This window comes from Synechococcus sp. CCAP 1479/10 (assembly GCF_019038515.1).
Taxonomy (GTDB): Bacteria; Cyanobacteriota; Cyanobacteriia; order PCC-6307; family Cyanobiaceae; genus Cyanobium.
The window spans coordinates 130944-152297 of sequence record NZ_JAFKRJ010000026.1 but is presented as its reverse complement, the minus strand read 5'-3'; the positions used below and the strand labels follow the sequence as shown (position 1 = coordinate 152297).

Below are 21354 nucleotides of genomic sequence, written 5' to 3'. Positions count from 1 at the left end.
GTTGCCCTCCGCCTCGCGTCGGTTCACGGCGGGTGACCTGGTCGGCCTCCACGACGACAGCCGCAGTCTGCTGGCGGTCGTCGTGGCCGAGAAAGGCACGCGCCTCGATCTCAAGGTGGGTTTCGAGGCCAAGGCCGTCCACCGGGGGGTCCGGCAGCTCGATCTGCTGGCCGCCCTCCCCAGCGATCAACCGCCCCCCACACGCCTGTCCCAGCCCCCCTGGGGTCTGAGTCCGGAGGCGTTGCAGCAGGCCGCCCCCAGCCCCCGGGAGCTGGGGGCGGCCTGGTTGTTGCTGCTGGACGACCCGTCGTCCCTCGAGCTTGGGGACTTCGTCGACCTGATCGGCGACGGCGGCAACCCGATCCAGCGGGCCGCCTGCTGGCTGTGGCTGCAGGGCCCCCAGACCCTGTTCCGTTGGCGCCAGCAGCAGGTGGAGCCCCGGCCGCTGGTGGATGTGCGCCGGCTGCGGCGGGACGCCCGCCGCCAGCAGCTGGCCGAGCAGCGCCGTCGCCGGTGGCAGGACGCCCTGCGCCAGCGCCGCCCGATCGATCCCCAGCAGCTCGATCCCGAACAGCGCCAGCACCTGGTCCTGCTGCGGGAGTGGGCCAGCGGCGACACCAGCCGCCCCCTGCCCGACGACCTGCACCGCGCCCTGCAGGCGGCCCACTGCGCGATGGAAGCCTCGCCGATCCGGCACCTGCTGGTGGACCTGGGCCTATGGGAGCGGCACCATCTGCCCTCGCTGGAGAACACCACCTGGCAGGCGGGCTTCAGCGAGGAGCTCGAAGCTGAGGCCCGGCGGCTGGTGGCGCTGGCCGCCACGGAGCTTCCCGGTGACGAGCGCCGCCGCGACCTCACCGGCCTGCACACCGTCACGATCGACGATGCGGACACCCGCGACATCGACGACGGCCTCTCCCTGGAGCAGGGGCCCGATGGCACACCGCGGCTGTGGATCCACATCGCCGACCCGGGCCGGCTGGTGGCAGCGGACAGCCCCCTCGACACCGAGGCCCGGCGCCGGGCCAGCAGCCTCTACCTGGCCCGGGGGCCACTGCCAATGTTCCCCGAGGTGCTCAGCACCGGCCCGATGAGCCTGCGCATGGGTCAGTGCTGCCCGGCCCTGAGCCTGTGGGTGGAGCTGGCCGATGACGGCGCCGTGGCCGCCCATGGGCTGGAGTCCAGCTGGGTGCGGCCCGCCTACCGCCTGAGTTATGCCGATGCCGATGAGCTGATCGAGCTGGCCCCGCCCCAGGAGCGCTATCTCGAAGAGATTCATGCCCTGATGGAGCGGCGGCGGCGCTGGCGGCTGGCCCGGGGGGCCCTCGATCTGGACCAGCCCGAGGGTCGGATCCGCTGCGACGAGCTGGGGGCCCAGCTGGAGATCACTGAGCCGTCCCCGTCGCGCACCCTGGTGGCCGAGGCCATGATCCTGGCCGGAGCCGTGATCGCCCAACACGGCCAGGAGCAGGGTCTGGCCCTGCCCTACCGCAGCCAGCTGACGGCGGAGTTGCCGCCTGAGGTGGAACTGGCGAGCCTGCCAGCCGGTCCGGTGCGCCATGCCGCCATCAAGCGCTGCCTCAGCCGGGGCCATCTGGGCACCACTCCAGCCCCCCACTTTTCCCTGGGCCTCCCCTGCTACGTGCAGGCCACCTCACCGATCCGCCGTTACAACGACCTGCTGGTGCAACGCCAGCTGCTGGTCCATCAGCAGGGGCAGCCGGTGCTGGAGGAGGCGGAGCTGGGGGCGCTGCTGGCGGAGCTGGAGGGGGCCATCCGCCAGGGACTGCAGATCGCCCGGGAGGACCAGCGCCACTGGCAGCAGGTGTGGTTCGAGGCCCAGGAGCAGCACCAGTGGCCGGGGCTGTTCCTGCGCTGGCTGCGGCCCCAGGACCGGCTCGGCCTGGTGCACCTGCCCGATCTGGCCATGGATCTGGCCGCCGAGTGCCATGGCGACCCCGGTCCCGGCGACGCTCTGCTGGTGCGGCTGCAGCAGGTGGATTCCCTGCGGGACCTGCTGCGCTTCACGGCCGCGGGCTGACCCCGGCGGCCTCAGGGGCTGAGGTTGTACTTGCCCATCGCCTGCTGCTTGCAGATGGTTTCGGCCTGGGCAATGGAGGCTCGGGCGTTGACCTGCTGGGCGACGCAGGTGCAGGTGTCCTTCGCCAGGCCGGCCGGCACCGGCTTGCCCGCCTTGGTGAAATCGGCATTCACCGCCAGGGTGCAGTAATGGATGATCAGCTGGTCGCGCATGTTGTTGAGGCCCTGGGCCCGGGCGGGCAGGGCGGCCAGCAGCAGCGCCGAACCTGCCACCGAGAGCAGCACGGGCAGGGGCCGGAGGGCGGATCCTGGGTTAGTGGAAACCATGGGGCAAGGGAGCTGATCAGCCCATCCTGACCGAACTCAGGCCGGCTGGCCCAGGCGCTGCAGGCGGCGTCGCCGCCAGAGCAGCAGCACCACCACCCCCACGCAGGCCAGGCCCACCGCCGCCGGGAACAGGGCCGTGGTCAGCGTCAGCCGCTCCAGGGACAGGAGCACCAGCAGGTTGCGCAGCACGAACAGGCTGAAAAAGCCGATCCGTTCCTGCTCCGGGTGGCTCCAGGCGCGCCGCAGGGTGGGGCCGAAGCCCAGCAGATCCACCAGGGTGAGCACCATCACGGCCCCGAGCGGATCGGCGGTGAGGAACCAGAAGGGCAGGGCCGAGGCGGCGCCGGCCAGAAACAGCCCATCGCTTGTCGTGATCGCCCGATCGGCGCCATGGGTGAAGGCCAGCCAGGCGATGGAGAAGGTGATCAGGGCCGACACAGCGGTGGGCCAGGCCCCGACCCCGCCGCCGGCGGCCCAGGTGGCCAGGAACACCAGCAGGGTGGTGACCCCCCAGATCAGCCAGGAGAACACATGGGGGCGGGTGCGGCCGTCCCGAATGGAGCGGATGTAGGGGAGGAAGGCCGCGAAGGTGAGGGCGATGGCCGCCGCGCTGAGCAGTGCCTTCACGGCACGGCGCGCGACACCCGCAGCCAGGGGCCCCAGGGGTTGGCGCAGCCGATCAGGGCTGCAGGGGTGGGGCGATCGAGGCTAAGGAGCCAGTGGTGCAGGGCCGGCTCCAGGGTGATCACCGGCCAGGCCCCCGCCTCGCCGTGGAGCACGTAGCCGCCCTTGCCATCGGGCACCAGCTCCCCGCGCCAGAGGCGCTCGCCGGGCTCCGGCGGCGGCGTCCAGCCCGACAGTGCCGCCAGTTCCGCCGCCTCGAGTTGGCCGTGGCGATCCAGACGCTCCGGGGCCTCCAGCGCCTCCAGCTGCCGCTCGCGCCAGCGGGGGTGGTGCCAGGGGGTGTCCCACAGCGGCACCACACCGGCCGGAGCCAGCGGATCGCCGATCAGGGCCTCCTGCAGACGCCGCACCGGCAGGGCGGCCGGCTCCACTCCATCGAGCACACACAGGGCCGCCGCCAGACCGGCGGCCTGGCCGATGTTGAGCACCAGGGGCTGGAGCCGGGTGGCGCCGTTGGCCATGTGGCTGACCCCGAAACCCTTGTCGGCCGCCAGCAGGTTGGTCACCCCCTCACTCACCAGGGCGCCGTAGGGGATGGTGAACGGGGTGCCGCTCCAGCGGCCGCCCCAGCGGCAGCTCTTGGGGGCCAGGGGCCAGTCGCCGCCAGGGTAGTGGTGGTCATTGGCGTAGTTGCCCACGGCGATGCAGGTCAAGGCCCCATCGGCGGCGCGGCTGAGGGGGGCGATGCAGGCCCCCTCCCCCTGGGGCAGCAGGTGTTGCTCCAGCACCAGCTCCCGGGCCACCAGCCGGCGGCCCTCCCGCCAGTAGGGCATCAGGGCCAGGGATCCGGCGCCGCTGAGCCGGCCGGCGCTGGCCTCCTCGGGCGTCGGAAACACCGCTGCGGGGCCCAGCCAGCCGCCGCTGGCCTGGCGCAGGGCGGCGGCGAAGGCCTCGCTGTGGTCGCGCATCGCTGCGAGCAGCTCCCCTTCGACCGCAGCGACGTCGGTGGCGGCACCTCCGGCGAAGCATTCCGGAAAAGCCCGCTCCAGGCCGTGGTGCCAGTCGTTGCCGTGCAGGGGCCAGTTCAGCATCACCAGGCCCCCGGGCAGGCGGCCGTAGGTGAGGGTGCGCTCCAGGCCGAAGGACTCGGTGGCCGCCGCGAAGGGCTCCGGCAGGGGAGGGGGGCTGCGGCGCCAGGCCTCCCTATCGGGGGCCACCGGTCCCCCCCTCTCGTCCAGCTGGCCCAGGCACACCCAGGTGGGCGACTGCACCGGCTGCCGCTGGAAGAAGGGGTCGTTCCCGAGGCGCTCGGCCGTGGGGGCGCTGGGTTCCTGCCAGAGCTCCCTGGCCTCCCAGCCGAAGCGGAAGGGGGCGCCGGCCAGGGGATAGAGCTCGCCCCGGTCGCTGCCATCGATCACCACCGTCGGCAGCAGGCGCCGCTGGACGCCCCTGTACTCCACGGTCACGGCGCCGATGCGGTCGCCGTCGCGCTCCACCGCCTCCAGCCGCACGCCGGACCACCACTCCAGCCGTTCCTCGGCCGCCACCCAGCGGCGCAGGATCCGCTCGGCGCTGGCGGGGCGGTAGCCGAAGCAGCTCACCCAGTTCTGATCCAGCCCCTCCGGCTCGATCCACTGCAGGGCGCGCAGCAGGGCCCCCCACAGGCCGCTCTGCCAGGGGCTCAGCTCGTTGCCGTCAGGCGCGCACACCCCGGCCGCGCTCACCATGCCGCCCAGCCACGGCCCGGGGGTGAGCAGCAGGGTGTCGGCGCCGGAGCGGGAGGCCTGCAGCGCCGCGGCGACACCACCGCTGCCGCCGCCCCACACGAGCACCTCAGCCCTGCGATCGAAGCCCGTGCGCATCGGGGAGAAGGGGCCGGGGTCAGGGGGCCAGCATCCCATCCCAAGGCCATGGGTAGGATCCGGGCCCCGGGCCTGGGCCCTAGGGCGTCACGGGGGCCGTCACGGGACACCCACCTGCCGCCGGCGGACCCGGCCGACGTCGCCTGCCGATGACCTATACCCTCACCACCCCCCTCTATTACGTCAACGACCGCGCCCACCTGGGCAGCACCTACACCACCCTCGCCTGCGACAGCATTGCCCGCTTCCGGCGGCTGCAGGGGGAGCGGGTCACCTTCATCACCGGCTGCGACGAGCACGGTCTGAAGATCCAGCGCTCGGCCGAAGCGGCCGGCCTCACCCCCCAGGCCCACTGCGACGCCATCAGCGGCGAGTACCGCGACCTGTGGCGCCGCTGGGGCATCAGCAACGACCGCTTCATCCGCACCACTGACCCGCGCCACCGGGCGGTCGTGGAGCAGTTCTTCGCCCGGGTCGAGGCCAGCGGCGATGTGGTGGAAGGGCGCCAGCAGGGTTGGTACTGCGTCGCCTGCGAGGAGTTCAAGGAGGAATCGCCGGCAGCCACCGAGCCCCACTGCCCGATCCACCTGCGCCCCCTGGAGTGGCGCGACGAGCTCAACCTCTTCTTCCGCCTCTCCCGCTACCAGGAGCCGATCGAGCAGCTGGTGGCCAGTGACGGCTTCATCGCGCCGCGCTCCCGGCGCCGGGAGGTGGAGAACTTCGTCGCCGGTGGCCTGCGGGACTTCTCCATCTCCCGCCTCGACCTGCCCTGGGGCATTCCCGTGCCCGGCTATGACGGCCATACCTTCTATGTGTGGTTCGACGCCCTGCTGGGCTACCTCTCGGCCCTGCTGGAGCCGGACGATCCCGCCGACCTGAGCCTGCTGGCGGAGCGGGGCTGGCCCGCCCAGCTGCACGTGATCGGCAAGGACATCCTGCGTTTCCATGCCGTCTACTGGCCGGCGATGCTTCTGTCGGCCGGGCTGCCCCTGCCGGAGAAGGTCTTCGGCCACGGCTTCCTCACCCGGGAGGGCCAGAAGATGGGCAAGTCCCTGGGCAACGTGCTCGATCCCGACGTCCTGCTCGAGCGCTGCGGCAGCGATGAGGTGCGCTGGTACCTGCTGCGGGACATCCCCTTCGGCGATGACGGCGATTTCCAGCAGCAGCGCTTCAGCGATCTGGTCAACAACGACCTGGCCAACACGATCGGCAACCTGCTCAACCGCACCTCCTCGATGGCGCGCCGCTGGTTCGACGGTGGCGTGCCACCGGCCGGAGCCGCCGCCAGCGCCGACCATCCCCTGGCCGTGCGCTGCCTGGCCTGCGCCCAGACCGTCGACGGGGCCCTCGAGGCACTGGATTTCCGCACGGCGGCCGCCGCGATCCTGGAGCTGGCCGAGGCGGCCAACGGCTTCCTGAACGATCGCGCCCCCTGGAAGGCGATCAAGGCCGAGGAGGGCCGCGACGGTGTGGCCGAAGACCTTTATGCCGTGCTGGAGACGAGCCGCTGGGTGGCCGTGCTGCTGGCCCCGCTGCTGCCGGATCTCTCCGGGCGCATGCTCGGGCAGCTGGCCCAGCCGGTGCTGCTGGCCGACAACGGCTGGACGGCGGCCCGACACTGGGGGAAGCTGGCCAGTGGTCTGGCCCTGCCCGAACCGACGCCGGTGATGCACCGACTGGAACTGGATTCCCCCCTTTGACGCTTTCCCTCCCCGCGCGACCCTGGCGCCTGTCGGCCCTGCTGGTGCTGCTGCTCGCCGGCTGCGGCCGCGGCGACGTCGCCCGCGAGACGGCGCCCACCCCCTTCGTGTTCCGTTCCCTGGATCTGCGCCAGCAGGACGTGTTCGGACGCCCCAACTGGGAACTCACCAGCCCCGAGGCCCGCTACGACCTGCGTCGCCGGGTGGCCCGGGCCCTCCAGCCCCGCGGCGTGATCTACAGCGACGGCAAGCCGGCCTACCGGGTGGAGGCCTCCACCGGCACCGTGATCAACGACGGGGCCGTGATCCTGCTGGAGGGGCGGATCCGGCTGCAGCGGCTCGGGAAGGAGCCGGTGATGATCCAGGGCTCCCGGGTGCGCTGGCTTCCCTCCCGCAACCTGATGGAGATCGACCGCCATCCGGAAGGGTTCGACCCCCATACCCGGCTCTCCGCCGAGCGGGCCACCTTCCGCCTCGATAAGGACACCCTGGAGCTGCAGGGCAAGCCCCAGCTGCAGCGCTGGGCCCAGGCGTTCGATCCCTTCCGGGCCAACCCCGTCGGCGACCCCCAGATCCTGGTGACCGTGACCTCGGTGCTCTGGCAACCGGGCAGCGGTGCCCTCACCGCCCGTGGGCCGGTGCTGGGGGAACGGCGGCCGCCGGGCTCGGCCTCCACCCGCCCGCTCCAGACCCTCACCGCCACCTCCCTGGTCGGCAACACCCAGACCCAGCTGTTCAACCTCGGACCGCCGGTTCTGTTCAGCGACCCGGCGGTGGCCGGCGGCGCCAGCGCCCGGGGCAAGGCCCTGCAGGTGGACGCCGGCCAGCATCTGGTGCGGATCCCCTCGGGCTGCTTCCTCCAGCAGGACGGTGCCAGCCTCGAAGCTCAGAGCTGCTCCTGGAACTGGCAGACCCAGGCGGTCACCGCCGATGGCTCGGTGCTGCTGCAGCGGCCCGCCAGCCGCCAGCTCACCCGCGGCAGCGTGCTGCGGGGCCAGCTGGGCAACAAGGGGACCGTGGTGGTGACCAACCCGGGAGGCCGGGTGTTCAGCCAGTTCCAGGTGCCGCCGTCGACGACACCTCCGCGGCCGGTGGCGCCGCGCCCGAAACCCGAGCCAATTCGCCTGTGAGCCTGCGGGCCCAGCCCTCGACCCACACCAGATCGCTGCGGCTGAAGCAGCGGGGCGACCAGCCGCCCAGCACCAGCACCCCCTCGGTGCCGAGGGGCTGGACCACCACCGCCGGCAGGCCCGAGGGCAGGCTGCTGAACTCGTCCCTACCGGGGTAGAGCTTCAGGTCCACCAGGGAAATGGCCTTGCCGCTGGCCATGCTGCGGGCGCAGATCGCCCCGGGCAGGAAGTCGCCGCTGCCCATCACGCCCCGCTCCAGCAGGGTGTGCCCGCGCCAGTGGAGCAGCACCACCGCCGCCGGCGTCGCCGTCAGCAGCATCGTGCTGCCCCAGCCCAGCTCCTCGGCCAGGGAAGCCTCCAGATCCGGCACCAGACGCAGCCCTTCGGGGCCCTCCAGCGGCACCCGCTCCGGTGCCACGGGCTCCACCCGCTGCCAGAGCAGGGCCACCAGCAGCAGCAGCACCGCCAGGATGCTGGCCAGCACCGAGGCCCGCTCCAGGGGCGGCTCCAGGCTGGGGGCGGTCATCTGATTGAGCACCACCAGGGCCAGGCCCGTGGCGCCGCAGGCCAGGACGACGCGGGCGGGGGCGGACATCGTCATCGTGGCGTCCGGCTCCGAAGCTGCCTTCAGGATGCCGGAACGGAGCCGCAACGGCAGACTGGTGGCGTCTTGCACGATGGCCTTGGCTTCAGTGACGCCTTCGGTGGCGGCAGTCCACCCCGGCCCCACCCGCCGCTCCGGGCTGCTTCGCTCCCTGCTCTCCCTGGTGCTGGCCATCGGCCTGGTGCTGGCGGCTCCGGTCGCAGCCGCCCGGGCCCTGTCGGCGTCGGATCTGCCCGCCCGTCCACCGGCCGAGCACGTGCTCGACGGCGCCGACGTGCTCAGCCGGGCGGGCAAGGCCGAGATCGAGCGCCAGTTGCAGGCCTTCGGCGCCGAACGGGTCGATGCCCGCCTGATCACCCTCACCCGGCTCGACTACGGCCTTGACCTCAACACCCTCGCCGGACAGCTGCTGGAGCGCTGGACGGCCGATCCCCCGGCCGGCAGCAGTCCCGATCCCTTGCTGCTGCTGCTGATCGATACCCAGACCCGGGCCACGACGATTGCGGCCCAGCCCCCCCTCGACCGCCAGCTGCCCAGCGAGCTGCTGAAGAGCACCGCGGCCACCACGATGGCCCAGCCGCTGCGCAGCGGCGACCGCTACCGCCAGTCGGCCGTCGACGCCCTGCAACGCCTTGCCACCGTTCTCCAGGGCGGGGAAGATTCCGGCGAACCTGTCATCGAGGAGACGGCCGCCGTCGTCAGCAACATCCCCACCCGGGAGGAGACCTCCAGCAGCAATGCCTTCACCTGGGTGATCGTCCTGCTGGTGGTGGGCACCGTGGTGCCGATGCTCACCTGGTGGGTCTTCTCCCGCTGATCCCCCCGCTACCCGCCTCCCCATGGGACTGACGAACTGGATGGGTACCTTCGGGCGGGCCCGCTCCCTCGACCTGAGTTCCGATCTTGAACGCGGCTATGAAGCCGCCCTGCTCATCCAGAGCATCGAGATGGAGCACTACAACGACCGGCCGGTGCGTCCCGAACTGGAGCTGAGCATCCCGCGGGCGATGCAGTCCCAGGTGCTGCGCCGCTTCCGGGCGGCCCTGCAGGTCTGCCGCCAGTCCAGGGGCGTGCTGGCCCCGTACCGGCAGGAGCTCTCCGGCCAGGAACTGCGCCAGTACCAGCTGATCGACACGGTCACCGCCCGCTATGCCGTGGCCCGGGAGGAGCTGCCGGCCCTGAGCCGCACCCCGGAGATGCTGCCCCGCAGCCTGGTGAGCGTGGTCGACCAGGTGCGCCGCCAGCTCGACCCGGAGGCAGAGGCCAGCGTGGTGGCGGGCTTCCGCCGCCGCCGCGATTCCACCCTGGTGTCGCTGCGGATCCTGCTGCTGCTGGTGCTGGTGCCGGTGCTGGTGCAGCAGGTGAGCCGCACCTACGTGGTGTCGCCCCTGGTGGATCGCTTCGCCCCCGACAACGCCTTCCTCGCCTACCCGAAACCCCACCTGGAGGAGCGGGCCGTCGAGAAGCTGCGGGTGTACCAGGCGGAGATCGAATTCGACGCCCTGCTGGCGGGCAAGGCCCTGCCCAGCCGCGAGGACCTCCAGACGGAGCTGGCCAAGCGGGCCCAGGAGCTCAAGGAGGAGGCCGACCAGGAGAGCACCCATGCCATCAAGAACGTCCTGGCCGATGTCTGCGGTTTCATCGGCTTCGTGGCGGTGGCCATCGCCGGACGGCGCGACATCCAGGTGCTGCGGGGCTTCATCGACGAAATGGTGTATGGCCTGAGCGACAGCGCCAAGGCCTTCGCCATCATCCTGTTCACGGACATCTTCGTGGGATTCCACAGTCCGGAGGGCTGGACGGTGCTGCTCGATGGTGTCGCCCACCATCTGGGATTGCCGGCCCAGGAGAATTTCGTGATGCTCTTCATCGCCACCTTCCCGGTGGTCCTGGCCACGATTTTCAAGTACTGGATCTTCCGTTACCTCAACCGCGTCTCGCCGTCCTCGGTGGCCACCCTGCGCAACATGAATGGTGGCGGCTGAGCCCCCGGCCGGGGTCCAGCGCCATCCGCGCCTCACGCTGGTCAGTGGACCTTCGCGGGGCGGCAAGAGCCGCTGGGCCGAGCATCTGGCCGGCGCCAGCGGCCTGAGGGTGATCTACCTGGCCACCGGGCCCTCCCTGCCCGACGACGACGCCTGGCAGGAGCGGCTGCGGCGCCACCGCCTCCGGCGTCCCCCTGAATGGGGCTGCCGCGAGGTGGGCGGTGAGCTGGCCGCCGAGCTGGAACGTCTGCAGGTCGGGCAGCTGGGGCTGGTGGATTCGCTCGGAACCTGGGTGGCCGCCCACCTGGAGCTGGAGGCGCCGGACTGGCGACTCCGCTGCGACGAGCTGCTCGGGGCCATCGGCGCCTGCCCGGCGCCCCTGGTACTGGTCTGCGAGGAGACCGGCTGGGGGGTGGTGCCGGCCACGGCGGCCGGATCCCGCTTCCGCGACCGGCTCGGGGCGATGCAGCAGACCCTCCAGGCCCACAGCGAGGCGGCCTGGCTCGTCCTGCAGGGGCGTGCCATCGACCTGCTGGCCCTGAGCCAGCCCGTGCCTCCCGGCTCCTGAGGACCGCCCCGGATGCCCCGCGTCGTTCTCTACCAGCCCCAGATCCCGCCGAACACCGGCAACGTGGCCCGCACCTGCGCCGCCACCGGCTGCGAACTGCATCTGATCGAGCCCCTGGGCTTCACGATCAGCGACCGCCATCTGCGCCGGGCCGGCCTGGATTACTGGCCCTGGGTGTCGCTGCACCGCCACGGCGACCTGGAGCGCTTCCAGGCGGAGCGACGGCGGCGGGGTGGCCGTCTGGTGGCCCTCAGCAGCCAGGCGGAGGCGTCCTACACCGATTTCCGCTTCCATCCCGACGACTGGCTGCTGTTCGGACGGGAGACGGACGGATTACCGAACGACCTGCAGGCGTCGGCCGAGGCGCGGCTCACCATCCCGATGGCCTGCCGGGCCCGGGACGGCCAGGGGGGCGTCCGCAGCCTGAATCTCTCGGTGTCCGTTGGCATCGTGCTGTTCGAGGCCCTGCGCCAGATCGGGCCGGCCGCAGGCAGCGACTCCTGAGACCCAAGGGGGACGGTCCCGATGTCCCGACCGAGTTGTGCCTGAGGAACCTTGCCGCCTGTGGTTCATAGCGCTACTCTCTGCCGGACCCGCAGATGTTGGCTTCTCTGCTGGGTTTTGTCCGCTGGATGTGAAATGCATGAAGCCTTTCCGCTTGATTCTTCCCTTTCTGCTCTCCACACCGGCCGTCGTGCCGCTCGTGGCCGTTATCGCTGACGATTCCCCCAGCACGGTGTCCACCGAGACCCTGCTGGCCTCCCTGCCTTCCGCCACCGACCGGGTCTGGGTCAAGGTGCGCCGTCCGGTGTCCATCGAGGAGCTCTCCACCGCCCTCGACCTCGATGAGAGCCGCCTGGCCCGCCTCAATGACGTCGATGAAGACCACCGCTTCGGCAACGGCGACTGGCTCGTGGTGCCGTCCCGGGGCAAGGAGCGCATCGGCCGCATCGCCTCCCTTGACGCCTCTGCCCAGCGCCAGAGCCCCCCTGTCTCCACCCCTCCGCCCGTCGAACGGGATGGCGTCGTCCGCTTCGGCGACACGGTGCTGAAGCTGGCCCAGCGCTACGGCCTGAGCGTGGCCGAGCTGGTGCGCCTCAATCCGGGCCTGGAAACCGCCCGCCTGGTGGTGGGCAGCCAGGTGCGACTGGCCCAGTCGGCACCGGGCCGTTCCCGCATGCTGCTGGGCCTGAAGCCCTCCGTGAGCGGCGGCATCAGCTGGCCCGAGCTCCCCGAGTTCGGCGACCCCCAGCCCCCCTTCGAGGGTGGCACCACGGCCCCCTCCACCAGCTGGATCTGGCCCACCCGCGGGGTGTTCACCTCCGGGTTCGGCTGGCGCTGGGGCCGGATGCACAAGGGCATCGATGTGGCCAACAACGTCGGCACCCCGATCATGGCCGCCAGGGAGGGCCAGGTCGTCTTCGCCGGCTGGCATGACGGCGGCTACGGCTTCCTGGTGGAGATCGCCCATCCCGACGGCAGCCGCAGCCTCTACGCCCACAACAGCCGCCTGCTGGTGGCCAGGGGCGAGACGGTGACCCAGGGTCAGGTGATCAGCCAGATGGGCAGCACCGGCCGCAGCACCGGTCCCCACCTGCACTTCGAGATCCACCCCCCCGGCCGCGGCGCGGTCAACCCCCTGCAGATGCTCCCCCCCCGGGCCTGACCCGGCCGGGGGCCGAGCAGGCCATCGTCTAAAGTCAGATGGATTGGCTCGGTAGCTCAGCTGGTTAGAGCGTGGGATTCATAACCCCAAGGTCGGGAGTTCAAGTCTCCCCCGAGCCACTTTTCCCTGGGTCATTCGTCCCTCAATCCTTGTAACCAGGGTGGAGACATTCTCCCCTGGTTACAGCAACGTTGACGCCCTCGCGACGCTTCAGATTCAGCGCATCTCGATGGCGTTGAGCCGTTCACGGAAGCTGCGGGCATTGGCCGCCTCCTGGCTTTCCACACTCTCGACCCGGGCCGGCAGCGGAGCGATCACGGGCAGGGCAGGCGCGGCGGTGACGACGACGGGCTGGGAGCTCTGGACCGACCGGCGGCTGCGGCCGTAACCCCCGGACTGGGAACGGTTCTGGAGCGCACGGGTGAGGCTCTTGCTGCGGTTGGCGGCGCCCACGGTTTCCCCATCCTTGGGGCGGATCAGGGGATTGCCCTTGAGTTCGGAGCGCAGCTGATTGATGAGCCGGAAGTGGCCGGTGGTGTTGTATTTCCGCAGAACGGTTGGATCCCAACCCATGGCAGAGGCATCGCTACTTTGGACAGCATCGTAGGGCCAGGCCCACCATGACCAGCAGCGGCAGGCTCGTGGGCCTCAAAGCCCCTGACTTTCGCGCCACCGCCGTGGTGGATCAGGAGTTCAGAGAGGTGTCGCTGCGCGACTATCGCGGCAGGGATGTGGTGCTGTTCTTCTATCCCCTCAATTTCACCTTCGTCTGTCCCACGGAGATCACGGCCTTCAGTGATCGCCACGGGGAATTCGCCCGCCTCGGCGCCGCCATCCTGGCCGTGTCCGTCGACAGCCCCTATAGCCATCTGGCCTGGGTACAGACCGAACGAAAGAGCGGGGGGCTCGGGGATGTGGCCTACCCCCTGGTGTCGGATCTCAACAAGGAGATCGCCAGGGCCTACCACGTGCTGGACGAGGAGGCCGGCACGGCCCTGCGGGGACTGTTCCTGATCGACCCCGATGGGGTGATCCGCCACAGCACCGTCAACGATGTGGCCGTCGGCCGCAGTGTGGACGAAACCCTGCGGGTGCTGCAGGCGTTCCAGCACGTGCGGAACCAGCCGGGCCAGGTCTGTCCCGCCGACTGGACGCCCGGGGCCCGCACCCTGGCCACCGATCCCCGTGGCAGTCGCGACTACTTCGCAGCCCTGGACTGAGAGCTCAGCCCAGCAGCGATTGCAGCAGGCGCCGGCCGTCGAGGCCGCCGGTGACCGGATCACAGGCCCGCTCCGGATGGGGCATCAGGCCGAGCACATTGCCGGCGGGGTTGCTCAGGCCGGCCACGTCGCCCCGTGATCCGTTCGGATTGGCGAGGTAGCGCAGCACCACACAGCCCTGATCCTCGAGGCGCTCCAGCTGCTCAGGCTCCACCTGATAGCGCCCTTCCCCGTGGGCGATCGGCAGGCTGATGCGCTCGCCGGCGCCGTAGGCGCCCAGCCACCGGCAGGCCCCGGGCCGCACCTCCAGGGGGCTGCTCTGGCAGAGGAAGTGCAGATCCCGGTTGCGGGTGAGGGCTCCGGGTAGCAGGCCCATCTCCGTGAGCACCTGGAAGCCGTTGCAGATGCCGAGCACGGGCCCGCCGCGCTCGGCGAAGCTGCGCACCTCCTCCAGCGCGGGGGCAAAGCGGGCGATGGCGCCGCAGCGCAGGTAGTCGCCGTAGCTGAAGCCCCCCGGCAGCACGACGGCCTCGAGGCCGGACAGGTCGCGCTCCTCATGCCAGAGGAAACGAACGGGGATGCCCAGGCAGCCCTCCAGGGCCCAGGCCACGTCCCGGTCGCAGTTGGAGCCGGGAAACACAACGATGCCGACGGTCATCGGTCCGCCCCTCAACCCGCTTCGGCCAGATCCAGCGACCAGTCCTCGATCACCGGATTGGCGAGCAGGCGGTCGCTGAGCAGCTCAAGCCGGGCCTGGGCGGTGGCCCGGTCCGGCGCCTCCAGGTCCAGCTCGATCGCCTTGCCGATCCGCAGGCGCTTCACGCCCTCCACCCCGAGCCGGGCGGCGGCGGCCCGGGTGGCCTCCCCGGCGGGGTCCAGCACGGAGGGGCGCAGGGAAACCTGAACGCGGGCGTTGAAGAGCGGCACCGGGGGCACGGACGTTTGTTAAATCTTGGCAGCACGCCCCACCACCCCCCCGGCGCAGCACCAGCCTGGAGTTGATGCTCCGCACCGCTGGTCGTGGTGCCCTCCCTGCGACGGTTTCTGCTGGATCCGCTGGGGCCCGGATTGCTGGCCTGGCTGGCGGGCCTGGCCCTGGCCTGCACGGCCCTGCAGGCCCACTCCCTGCCGGGGCTGGTGTCGCTGCAGTGCCGCGTTGCCGATGGTCCCTGGCAGGAGTGCCAGATGCAGGTCGAGGAGCTCGGCCTCCACTGGTTCCTGCTGGTGGGGGGCCAGAGGATCGAGTTCCGCCATGACGGTCGGGGCCGGGTGACGATGCTCAAACCCTCCGGCAGCTGGCAGCCGGTGAACAGCCGCTGGGTGGAGAACACCGATCTCTGCTGGGATGGGATCTGCGCCCGGGGCGACATCCCCCTCGACTGACGCGGGGCCCGTGCCAGTGGCCGCCCCAGGGTGCCGCGTCTTGGGCCTCAAAGGCGATCGAGGGCGTCGCGCAGGGGGCCGGCGGCGCCGGCGGTGGCCAGCACCACCAGCTCCAGGCCGTCGGGGCCATCGCCCTCGGCGGGGGCGGCGGCAGGGGCCATCCCCTCCCGCTCCTCATACCAGCAGTCCAGCCGACGGCCGACCCCCTGGATCTGCAGCGGCAGGCGCTTGCCGTCCTGACGCAGCCGCCCCTTGAGCCGCACGACGGGATGGTCGATCAGCAGTTGCTGCAGCTGGGCCTCCAGGGCGGCTCGCCCCCATTGGCCGGCCCGTCGCAGGACAATCGACTCCATCGCCACGTGGGCATGGTCGTGGTGGTCGTGATCGTGATCGTGGTCGTCGTGGTGGTGATCGTGGTCGTCATGGTCATGGTCGTGGTCGTGATCACGGCCGGGACCATCCAGCACCAGGGAGGGATCAAGACGGCCCCGGGCCATCGGCAGCACCACGGTGCCGGGGCGCAGGTCGGCGCGCAGCGCCTCGCTCACCCGGGCCAGGGCCTCCGGCTCCAGCCGGTCGGCCCGGCTCACCAGCACCAGGTCGGCCGCACCGAGCTGGTCGGCGAACAGGTCCTCGATGGCGCTGATGTGATCGAGGCTGGGGTCGGCCCGGCGCTGGGCCTCCACCGCCTCGGCGTCCCCCACCACATGGCCGGCGGCCATCGCCTCGCCATCCACCACCGTGACCACCCCGTGCACCCTGGTGCGGCTGCGGATCTCCGGCCAGCCGAAGGCGGCCACCAGGGGCTCGGGCAGGGCCAGGCCGCTGGTTTCCACCACGATGCCGTCGAGCCGGTCGGCCCGCTCCAGCAGCCGCTGCATCGTGGGCAGGAACTCATCCTGGACGGTGCAGCAGAGACAGCCATTGGCCAGCTCCACCAGCCGGTCGTCCAGCTCGTCCTCGGGGCAGAAGCCGCAGGAGGCGATCAGATCGCCGTCGATGCCCACCTCACCGAACTCGTTGACCAGGACGGCCAGCCGCAGTCCGCTCTCCAGGAGCAGGTGGCGCAGCAGGGTGGTCTTGCCGGCCCCCAGAAATCCGGTCACCACCGTGACCGGCAGCCGTCGGGTGCTGGTGGCGGTCATCGGGGCTCGGGCAGGGGGAACCGAAACCTAGGGGAGGCGCCACCGACTGGGGTCAGCGGCAGCCCAGGCTCTCCCGCGTGTCGACGCCGGTGAGGGGATGGCTGCCGGCGGCACGGGCACAGAGGGCCTTCTGCTCCGGCAGATCGAGAACCGCGTCGCTGAAGTCCGCCCCGTCGATGCGGGCATCCCGGAAGCGGCTCTGCATCAGCATGGCGTTGCGGAACTGGGCGCCCCGCAGGTCGGCCCCGTCGAAGCGGGTGGCGAAGGCCACCACGTCCTCCAGGTCGGCGCCGCGCAGGTCGGCCTGGCGCAGGTCGGTGGAGTTGAACACGGCCCCGCGCAGGTCGGCGTCGCGCAGATCGAAGCCCTCCATCGAGGCCTTGAGGAACTCCTGCTGCTGCAGGTTGCGGCCCCGCAGGTCGGGGTCGAGGTCCTGGAAGGAGCGCTGGGCGCGCAGCTCGGGGGCGGTGATCGCCTGGGCCGGGGCCACCGGCAGCACGGTCCAGACGAGCAGCAGGCCCAGCACCGTCCCCAGCACGCCCCCCAGGACGGACCCCAGCAGGTCGGCCAGCGGGGCCCTGGAGCGCCGGACGATCACGGGGGAGGGAAGGGAGCTGGGGACCATGCCACACCGGTACGCTGCCGGATCAAGCTAGGCAGACGCAGCCCGTCATGAGCATGTCCCTGCGGGTGGTGGTCCCCCCCCATCCCCTGATCGGCCACTGGCTCACCCTGCTGCGCGACGGGGCCACCCCCTCGCCCCTGTTCGCCACCGCCATGGCGGAGCTGGGCCGCTGGCTCACCTATGAGGCCCTGCGCGACTGGCTGCCCCATCGGCCGGTGTCGATCACCACGCCCCTGGGCCACTGCGACGGCCAGGTGGTCGATCCGGAGGTGCCCCTGCTGGTGATCCCGGTGCTGCGGGGGGGCCTGGGGCTCTGGCAGGGGGCCCAGTCCGTGCTGCCGTCGGCCCAGCTGGCCCATGTGGGCATCGAGCCCTGCGGGCCGGATCACAAGCCCCACTGGTTCCTCGACGACCTGCCGGCCACCATCGATCCCCGCAGCGGCGTGCTGGTGTTCCTGCCCGTCCTCGCCAGCGGATCGATCCTGCTGGCCCTGCTCGACCGTCTGGCGGGCCTGGGGGTGGAGGGCCAGCGGCTGCGGGTGATCACCACCCTGGCCGCGAGCCCCGGGCTGAAGGTTGTCGGCGAACACCACAGCCAGCTCACCATCTACTGCGCCGGCATCGACCCCGAGGTGGACAGCCGCCACCGCGTCGTCCCGGGTTTCGGCGAGGTGAGCGAGCGGCTGTATGGAATCGCCGCCGCCACTGCCTAGGCTGGGCCCCTCAGGTCCCGATGCCCCTTCCTTTGCAGGTTCATGGCTGATTCCCGGCAGCAATCGTCCGCCAGCGGCAGTCTGGTTCTGCTGGCCGGGGCCGCCGGGGCGGTGATGGGCGCCGCCGGGCTGGCGGTCTGGCTGCTGCGCCGGGCTGATCGGCACCGGCTCGCCCAGCGCCAGCTGCGGATGCTGCGCGTCTCCCGCCTCAGCGAAGCCTTCGAGGAGCCGCCGGTGAGCAGCGACCAGCTGCACGACCGCGTCCAGAAACTCAACCAGGCGATCGACGAGGTGCGGCGCCAGCTCGAGCAGCTGCAGCCCCAGGCCTGAGGGCGCAGGCCCCTCGGTAAGTTGCTGCAGACCCGTTCCTCCCCGGCCATGCTGCGCTCCGACGCCATCACCAAGGGCCTCCAACGCTCCCCCAACCGGGCCATGCTGCGGGCCGTCGGTTTCGGCGACGGGGACTTCGGCAAGCCGATCATCGGCATCGCCAACGGCTACAGCACGATCACCCCCTGCAACATCGGCCTCAACGACCTGGCCCGGCGGGCCGAGCAGGCCGCCCATGGGGCCGGAGCCATGCCCCAGATGTTCGGCACCATCACCGTCAGCGACGGCATCTCGATGGGGACCGAGGGGATGAAGTACTCCCTGGTGTCGCGGGAGGTGATCGCCGATTCGATCGAAACCGCCTGCAACGCCCAGAGCATGGATGGCCTGCTGGCCATCGGCGGCTGCGACAAGAACATGCCCGGCGCCATGCTCGCCATGGCCCGCATGAACATCCCGGCGATCTTCGTCTACGGGGGCACGATCAAGCCGGGCAAACTGGGTCCCTGTGACCTCACCGTGGTGAGTGCCTTCGAGGCGGTGGGGCAGCTTTCCGGCGGCCGGATCGACGAGGCGGAGCTGCTGGCGATCGAGAAGAACGCCTGCCCCGGCGCCGGCAGCTGCGGCGGCATGTTCACCGCCAACACGATGAGTTCGGCCTTCGAGGCCTTCGGTCTGAGCCTGCCCTACAGCTCCACGATGGCGGCGGAGGACCCGGAGAAGGCCGAGAGTGCCGCTCGCTCGGCCGAGGTGCTGGTGCAGGCGATCGCGGCCGGCATCCGCCCCCGGGACCTGCTCACCCGGGAAGCCTTCGAGAACGCCATCGCCGTGATCATGGCGGTGGGCGGCTCCACCAACTCGGTGCTGCACCTGCTGGCGATCGCCCGCACCGCGGGCGTGCCGCTGACGATCGACGACTTCGAGACGATCCGCCAGAAGGTGCCCGTGATCTGCGACCTCAAGCCCAGCGGCCGCTACGTGACCGTGGACCTGCACCGGGCCGGCGGCATCCCCCAGGTGATGAAGCTGCTGCTCGACGGCGGCCTGCTGCACGGCGACTGCCGCACGATCGAGGGGCGCACCCTTAAGGAGGTGCTCGCCGACGTGCCCTCCGAACCTCCGGCCGGTCAGGACGTGATCCGGCCCCTTTCGAACCCCCTCTACGCCCAGGGCCACCTGGCGATCCTGCGGGGCAACCTGGCCGAGGAGGGCAGCGTGGCCAAGATCAGTGGCGTCAAGAACCCGGTGATGACCGGCCCGGCCCGGGTGTTCGAGAGTGAGGAGGACGCCCTGGCCGCCATCCTCGCCAAGCGCATCAGCGCCGGCGATGTGGTGGTGATCCGGTACGAGGGTCCGGTGGGCGGCCCCGGCATGCGCGAGATGCTCGCCCCCACCGCCGCGATCATCGGTGAGGGTCTGGGGGATTCGGTGGCCCTGATCACCGACGGCCGCTTCTCCGGCGGCACCTACGGCATGGTGGTGGGCCACGTGGCCCCGGAAGCCGCCGTGGGCGGCACCATCGCCCTGGTGCAGGAGGGCGACAGCATCACGGTGGATGCGAAGCAGCGGCTGATCCAGCTCAACGTGGCCGAGGAGGAGCTGGCCCGGCGCCGCAGCGCCTGGACGAAGCCCGCCCCCCGCTACCGCACCGGGGTGCTCGGCAAGTACGCCCGGCTGGTGAGCAGCAGCAGCCTGGGGGCCGTCACCGACCTGTACCCGGACTGAAGCGCGGGCCTTCAGCCCGATTTCAGAAACGTGCAGTTTGCGCAGGGCGATGCAGGCCTGCACTGACGGCGCAGGCCCCCTGCTGCTGACCGCAGCAGGGTGAATCGCCGGCCAGCACTGGCATCTGGTCCACGGAGGGGCTCCGGCGCTTCATGAAGCATCTGGCCACCGATCACAAAATCGGGCCTAGAGCATAGGAAGTCACCCCCTGGACCCATGCGAAGCCACTCCGAACCCGGTCCCTTCCTGCGGCCGGTGCGCGTCACGATCACCGTCCCCTACAACGCCTACCAGGCCCTGGTGGAGCGCAGCAACGTCCAGGGGCGCTCCCTCTCCAACCTGGCCGCCTACCTGCTGGAGTCGGCCCTGCAGGGCGGGCAGGCAGGCGAGCACAACCCGGGCCGCATGGAGTCGGCGGATGGGTTCCGACGCCGGGCCTGAACGCTGCGGGAGTCCCGGCTACTCCGGCCGGGACTCCCGCAGCAGCTGGGACGGCTTGACGTGGAACCGCTGCTGGAAATCCACGCTGAACAGTCCCAGGGAGCGATAGCCGCACTCGCGGGCGATGCTCCCCACCGAGTCGTTCAGATTCGGCCGCTCCAGCCGTTGCCGGGCACGGTCAAGACGCTGCATCTTGATCCACTTGGTGGCGGTGCAGCCCATGCGCTCGGCGAAGGCATACTGCAGGGCCCTGCGGGAGTAATGGCTCCTTGATTCCAGGTCGGTGAGGGTGAGCGGCTCCCCCAGATTCTGCTTGATGTAATCGATCAGTTCGTCAAAGGAATCGCGGCCCTGCCGCTGCCGGTGCAGGAGCCGATCCAGGGTCTTGTCCTGGCGGATCTCCGGCAGCAGCATCGCCACGATCAGCCGATAGATCTGGTCGTCAAAATGCAGCCGATCGAGCAGACCCCGGCCATACCCTGAGAGCTGCCCCGCCATGGCGATGGTCTGCTGTAGGGCCATAAGCAGGGAAGGGGCGACAGGATTCCGGGGCGGGCTCCAGCCGTGGGCCTGGCAGACATTCTCCTCCCAGTCTTTCGGTTTCTGCTGATAGCCCCCCATTGCCATCGCCGTCTCCAGAAGTCGATCCCGCGTCAGGGAAAAAGCCACCGCGGATGACAGGGTGCTCTCCATCGTGCAGGCCGCATTGGCCATCAGCACACACCCTCCCCTGGTACAGGGCCAGGTGGTGGAGCCCTGTCGCAGCCGCTGTTCTCCGCCGTAGCCCAGCACGACAATGTGCTCCTGGCGTTCGGAAAAGGCCATGCGCATCGGCCTCGCCGTCCAGGCCGTCGCCACGAGGCTGCCGAGGTGGAGATTGGCGCCGTAACACCACCAGGAGGCCTCCGTTTCCAGCGGAATGATGTCCACCAGCGGCAGGGCCTCCTGCAACATCGCGGTGCAGGAATGGGAGGTGCAGGAATGTGGATCCTCACCCAGCTGATGCTGAAGCAGCAGGGGGTTGGAGAAATGGGCAACTTCAGGGTGCCATTGGCTGGGGAAGCAAGGCTCGCTGCACATACGAACTCCCACCTCCTCACTTTCACCATTCGTTCAGGGTATCACACAATGAGCATGAATTCCTTAGAGCCAGTCACCTGTGCGCTGATCGAGACGTCGTGCTTACAAGCCTCAACATCCTTCACGACAGAAGTGTGCTGTTGATTGCAGTTCATGATGATTCCCTGCAGTGATCAGAACGGATGC

General features: G+C 70.6%; 24 protein-coding genes and 1 tRNA gene. 15 read left to right on the top strand and 10 right to left on the bottom strand.

Annotated features, from left to right (window positions below; all coding sequences use genetic code 11):
• Window position 1 precedes the first annotated feature (1 nt).
• Complete coding sequence (locus KUG39_RS09005; protein WP_216914589.1) at window positions 2–2041, top strand: RNB domain-containing ribonuclease; 2040 nt, start codon at window positions 2–4, stop codon at window positions 2039–2041.
• Between the two features lie 11 nt (window positions 2042–2052).
• Here KUG39_RS09005 and KUG39_RS09000 read toward each other — a convergent pair whose 3' ends face one another.
• From KUG39_RS09000 to KUG39_RS08990, 3 genes are read right to left on the bottom strand one after another with little or no spacing between them, the layout of a single operon-like run.
• Window positions 2053–2367, bottom strand: a complete 315-nt coding sequence (locus KUG39_RS09000; protein ID WP_233133818.1) for a hypothetical protein — start codon at window positions 2365–2367, stop codon at window positions 2053–2055.
• Between the two features lie 36 nt (window positions 2368–2403).
• Window positions 2404–2994: a hypothetical protein gene (locus KUG39_RS08995; RefSeq protein ID WP_216914587.1), complete on the bottom strand. Its 591-nt coding sequence runs from the start codon at window positions 2992–2994 to the stop codon at window positions 2404–2406.
• Entirely contained in the window at window positions 2991–4853 is a 1863-nt protein-coding gene (locus KUG39_RS08990) for an FAD-dependent oxidoreductase (RefSeq protein WP_216914585.1), read from the bottom strand. The genes KUG39_RS08995 and KUG39_RS08990 overlap by 4 nt, the downstream gene beginning before the upstream one ends.
• 149 nt (window positions 4854–5002) lie before the next feature.
• Here KUG39_RS08990 and KUG39_RS08985 point away from each other — a divergent pair, with 149 nt between their 5' ends.
• Together KUG39_RS08985 and lptC are read left to right on the top strand one after the other, a co-directional pair.
• Window positions 5003–6553 (top strand): methionine--tRNA ligase, encoded by a 1551-nt coding sequence (locus KUG39_RS08985; RefSeq protein WP_216914583.1) that lies wholly within the window; start codon window positions 5003–5005, stop codon window positions 6551–6553.
• On the top strand, window positions 6550–7683 hold the full coding sequence (lptC, locus tag KUG39_RS08980; protein WP_158219496.1) for an LPS export ABC transporter periplasmic protein LptC: 1134 nt from the start codon (window positions 6550–6552) through the stop codon (window positions 7681–7683). Before KUG39_RS08985 ends, lptC begins: the two co-directional genes overlap by 4 nt.
• On the opposite strand, the gene KUG39_RS08975 is transcribed toward lptC, so the two are convergent.
• Window positions 7601–8278 carry a cofactor assembly of complex C subunit B gene (locus KUG39_RS08975; protein WP_216914581.1) on the bottom strand — a complete coding sequence of 226 codons (678 nt, stop codon included), beginning with the start codon at window positions 8276–8278 and terminating at the stop codon, window positions 7601–7603. The genes lptC and KUG39_RS08975 overlap by 83 nt on opposite strands.
• Before the next feature lie 37 nt (window positions 8279–8315).
• On the opposite strand from KUG39_RS08975, the gene psb32 reads away from it, so the two are divergent.
• The 6 genes from psb32 (at window position 8316) to KUG39_RS08945 (ending at window position 12625) form a co-directional block, all read left to right on the top strand.
• Window positions 8316–9104 (top strand): photosystem II repair protein Psb32, encoded by a 789-nt coding sequence (psb32, locus tag KUG39_RS08970; protein WP_216914579.1) that lies wholly within the window; start codon window positions 8316–8318, stop codon window positions 9102–9104.
• A gap of 22 nt (window positions 9105–9126) precedes the next feature.
• Window positions 9127–10272, top strand: a complete 1146-nt coding sequence (gene pxcA / locus KUG39_RS08965) for a proton extrusion protein PcxA (RefSeq protein ID WP_094584551.1) — start codon at window positions 9127–9129, stop codon at window positions 10270–10272.
• Window positions 10259–10840, top strand: coding sequence for a bifunctional adenosylcobinamide kinase/adenosylcobinamide-phosphate guanylyltransferase (locus tag KUG39_RS08960; protein ID WP_216914577.1), 582 nt, complete (start codon window positions 10259–10261; stop codon window positions 10838–10840). Before pxcA ends, KUG39_RS08960 begins: the two co-directional genes overlap by 14 nt.
• Before the next feature lie 12 nt (window positions 10841–10852).
• Complete coding sequence (locus KUG39_RS08955; protein ID WP_094584550.1) at window positions 10853–11344, top strand: tRNA (cytidine(34)-2'-O)-methyltransferase; 492 nt, start codon at window positions 10853–10855, stop codon at window positions 11342–11344.
• A 154-nt stretch (window positions 11345–11498) separates the two neighbouring features.
• Window positions 11499–12506, top strand: a complete 1008-nt coding sequence (locus KUG39_RS08950; protein ID WP_286193062.1) for a LysM peptidoglycan-binding domain-containing M23 family metallopeptidase — start codon at window positions 11499–11501, stop codon at window positions 12504–12506.
• 45 nt (window positions 12507–12551) lie between these two features.
• Window positions 12552–12625, top strand: a tRNA-Met gene (locus tag KUG39_RS08945).
• 97 nt (window positions 12626–12722) lie between these two features.
• Here the strand turns inward: KUG39_RS08945 and KUG39_RS08940 are convergent.
• Window positions 12723–13079: a hypothetical protein gene (locus KUG39_RS08940; protein WP_190609392.1), complete on the bottom strand. Its 357-nt coding sequence runs from the start codon at window positions 13077–13079 to the stop codon at window positions 12723–12725.
• Between the two features lie 47 nt (window positions 13080–13126).
• On the opposite strand from KUG39_RS08940, the gene KUG39_RS08935 reads away from it, so the two are divergent.
• Complete coding sequence (locus tag KUG39_RS08935) at window positions 13127–13726, top strand: peroxiredoxin (RefSeq protein WP_216914573.1); 600 nt, start codon at window positions 13127–13129, stop codon at window positions 13724–13726.
• A gap of 4 nt (window positions 13727–13730) precedes the next feature.
• Here KUG39_RS08935 and purQ read toward each other — a convergent pair whose 3' ends face one another.
• The gene (purQ, locus tag KUG39_RS08930; RefSeq protein WP_216914571.1) at window positions 13731–14384 is read right to left on the bottom strand and encodes a phosphoribosylformylglycinamidine synthase subunit PurQ; all 654 of its coding nucleotides are present in this window, start codon (window positions 14382–14384) and stop codon (window positions 13731–13733) included.
• An 11-nt stretch (window positions 14385–14395) separates the two neighbouring features.
• On the bottom strand, window positions 14396–14653 hold the full coding sequence (purS, locus tag KUG39_RS08925; protein ID WP_094584545.1) for a phosphoribosylformylglycinamidine synthase subunit PurS: 258 nt from the start codon (window positions 14651–14653) through the stop codon (window positions 14396–14398).
• 93 nt (window positions 14654–14746) lie between these two features.
• Here purS and KUG39_RS08920 point away from each other — a divergent pair, with 93 nt between their 5' ends.
• Window positions 14747–15109, top strand: a complete 363-nt coding sequence (locus tag KUG39_RS08920) for a hypothetical protein (protein WP_233133816.1) — start codon at window positions 14747–14749, stop codon at window positions 15107–15109.
• A 47-nt stretch (window positions 15110–15156) separates the two neighbouring features.
• Here KUG39_RS08920 and cobW read toward each other — a convergent pair whose 3' ends face one another.
• A complete protein-coding gene (gene cobW / locus KUG39_RS08915; RefSeq protein ID WP_216914569.1) occupies window positions 15157–16254 on the bottom strand; it encodes a cobalamin biosynthesis protein CobW in 1098 nt (365 codons plus the stop codon).
• A gap of 52 nt (window positions 16255–16306) precedes the next feature.
• Window positions 16307–16879, bottom strand: coding sequence for a pentapeptide repeat-containing protein (locus KUG39_RS08910; RefSeq protein WP_286190922.1), 573 nt, complete (start codon window positions 16877–16879; stop codon window positions 16307–16309).
• A gap of 47 nt (window positions 16880–16926) precedes the next feature.
• On the opposite strand from KUG39_RS08910, the gene upp reads away from it, so the two are divergent.
• The 4 genes from upp (at window position 16927) to KUG39_RS08890 (ending at window position 20088) form a co-directional block, all read left to right on the top strand.
• Window positions 16927–17592 (top strand): uracil phosphoribosyltransferase, encoded by a 666-nt coding sequence (gene upp, locus KUG39_RS08905; protein ID WP_094584543.1) that lies wholly within the window; start codon window positions 16927–16929, stop codon window positions 17590–17592.
• Between the two features lie 42 nt (window positions 17593–17634).
• Window positions 17635–17922 carry a hypothetical protein gene (locus KUG39_RS08900; RefSeq protein WP_094584542.1) on the top strand — a complete coding sequence of 96 codons (288 nt, stop codon included), beginning with the start codon at window positions 17635–17637 and terminating at the stop codon, window positions 17920–17922.
• Between the two features lie 48 nt (window positions 17923–17970).
• Window positions 17971–19647, top strand: coding sequence for a dihydroxy-acid dehydratase (gene ilvD, locus KUG39_RS08895; protein WP_094584541.1), 1677 nt, complete (start codon window positions 17971–17973; stop codon window positions 19645–19647).
• A gap of 216 nt (window positions 19648–19863) precedes the next feature.
• Window positions 19864–20088, top strand: a complete 225-nt coding sequence (locus KUG39_RS08890) for a ribbon-helix-helix domain-containing protein (protein WP_094584540.1) — start codon at window positions 19864–19866, stop codon at window positions 20086–20088.
• A gap of 18 nt (window positions 20089–20106) precedes the next feature.
• Here the strand turns inward: KUG39_RS08890 and KUG39_RS08885 are convergent, their stop codons facing one another.
• Window positions 20107–21042: a helix-turn-helix transcriptional regulator gene (locus tag KUG39_RS08885; RefSeq protein ID WP_216914567.1), complete on the bottom strand. Its 936-nt coding sequence runs from the start codon at window positions 21040–21042 to the stop codon at window positions 20107–20109.
• Between the last annotated feature and the right edge of the window lie 312 nt (window positions 21043–21354).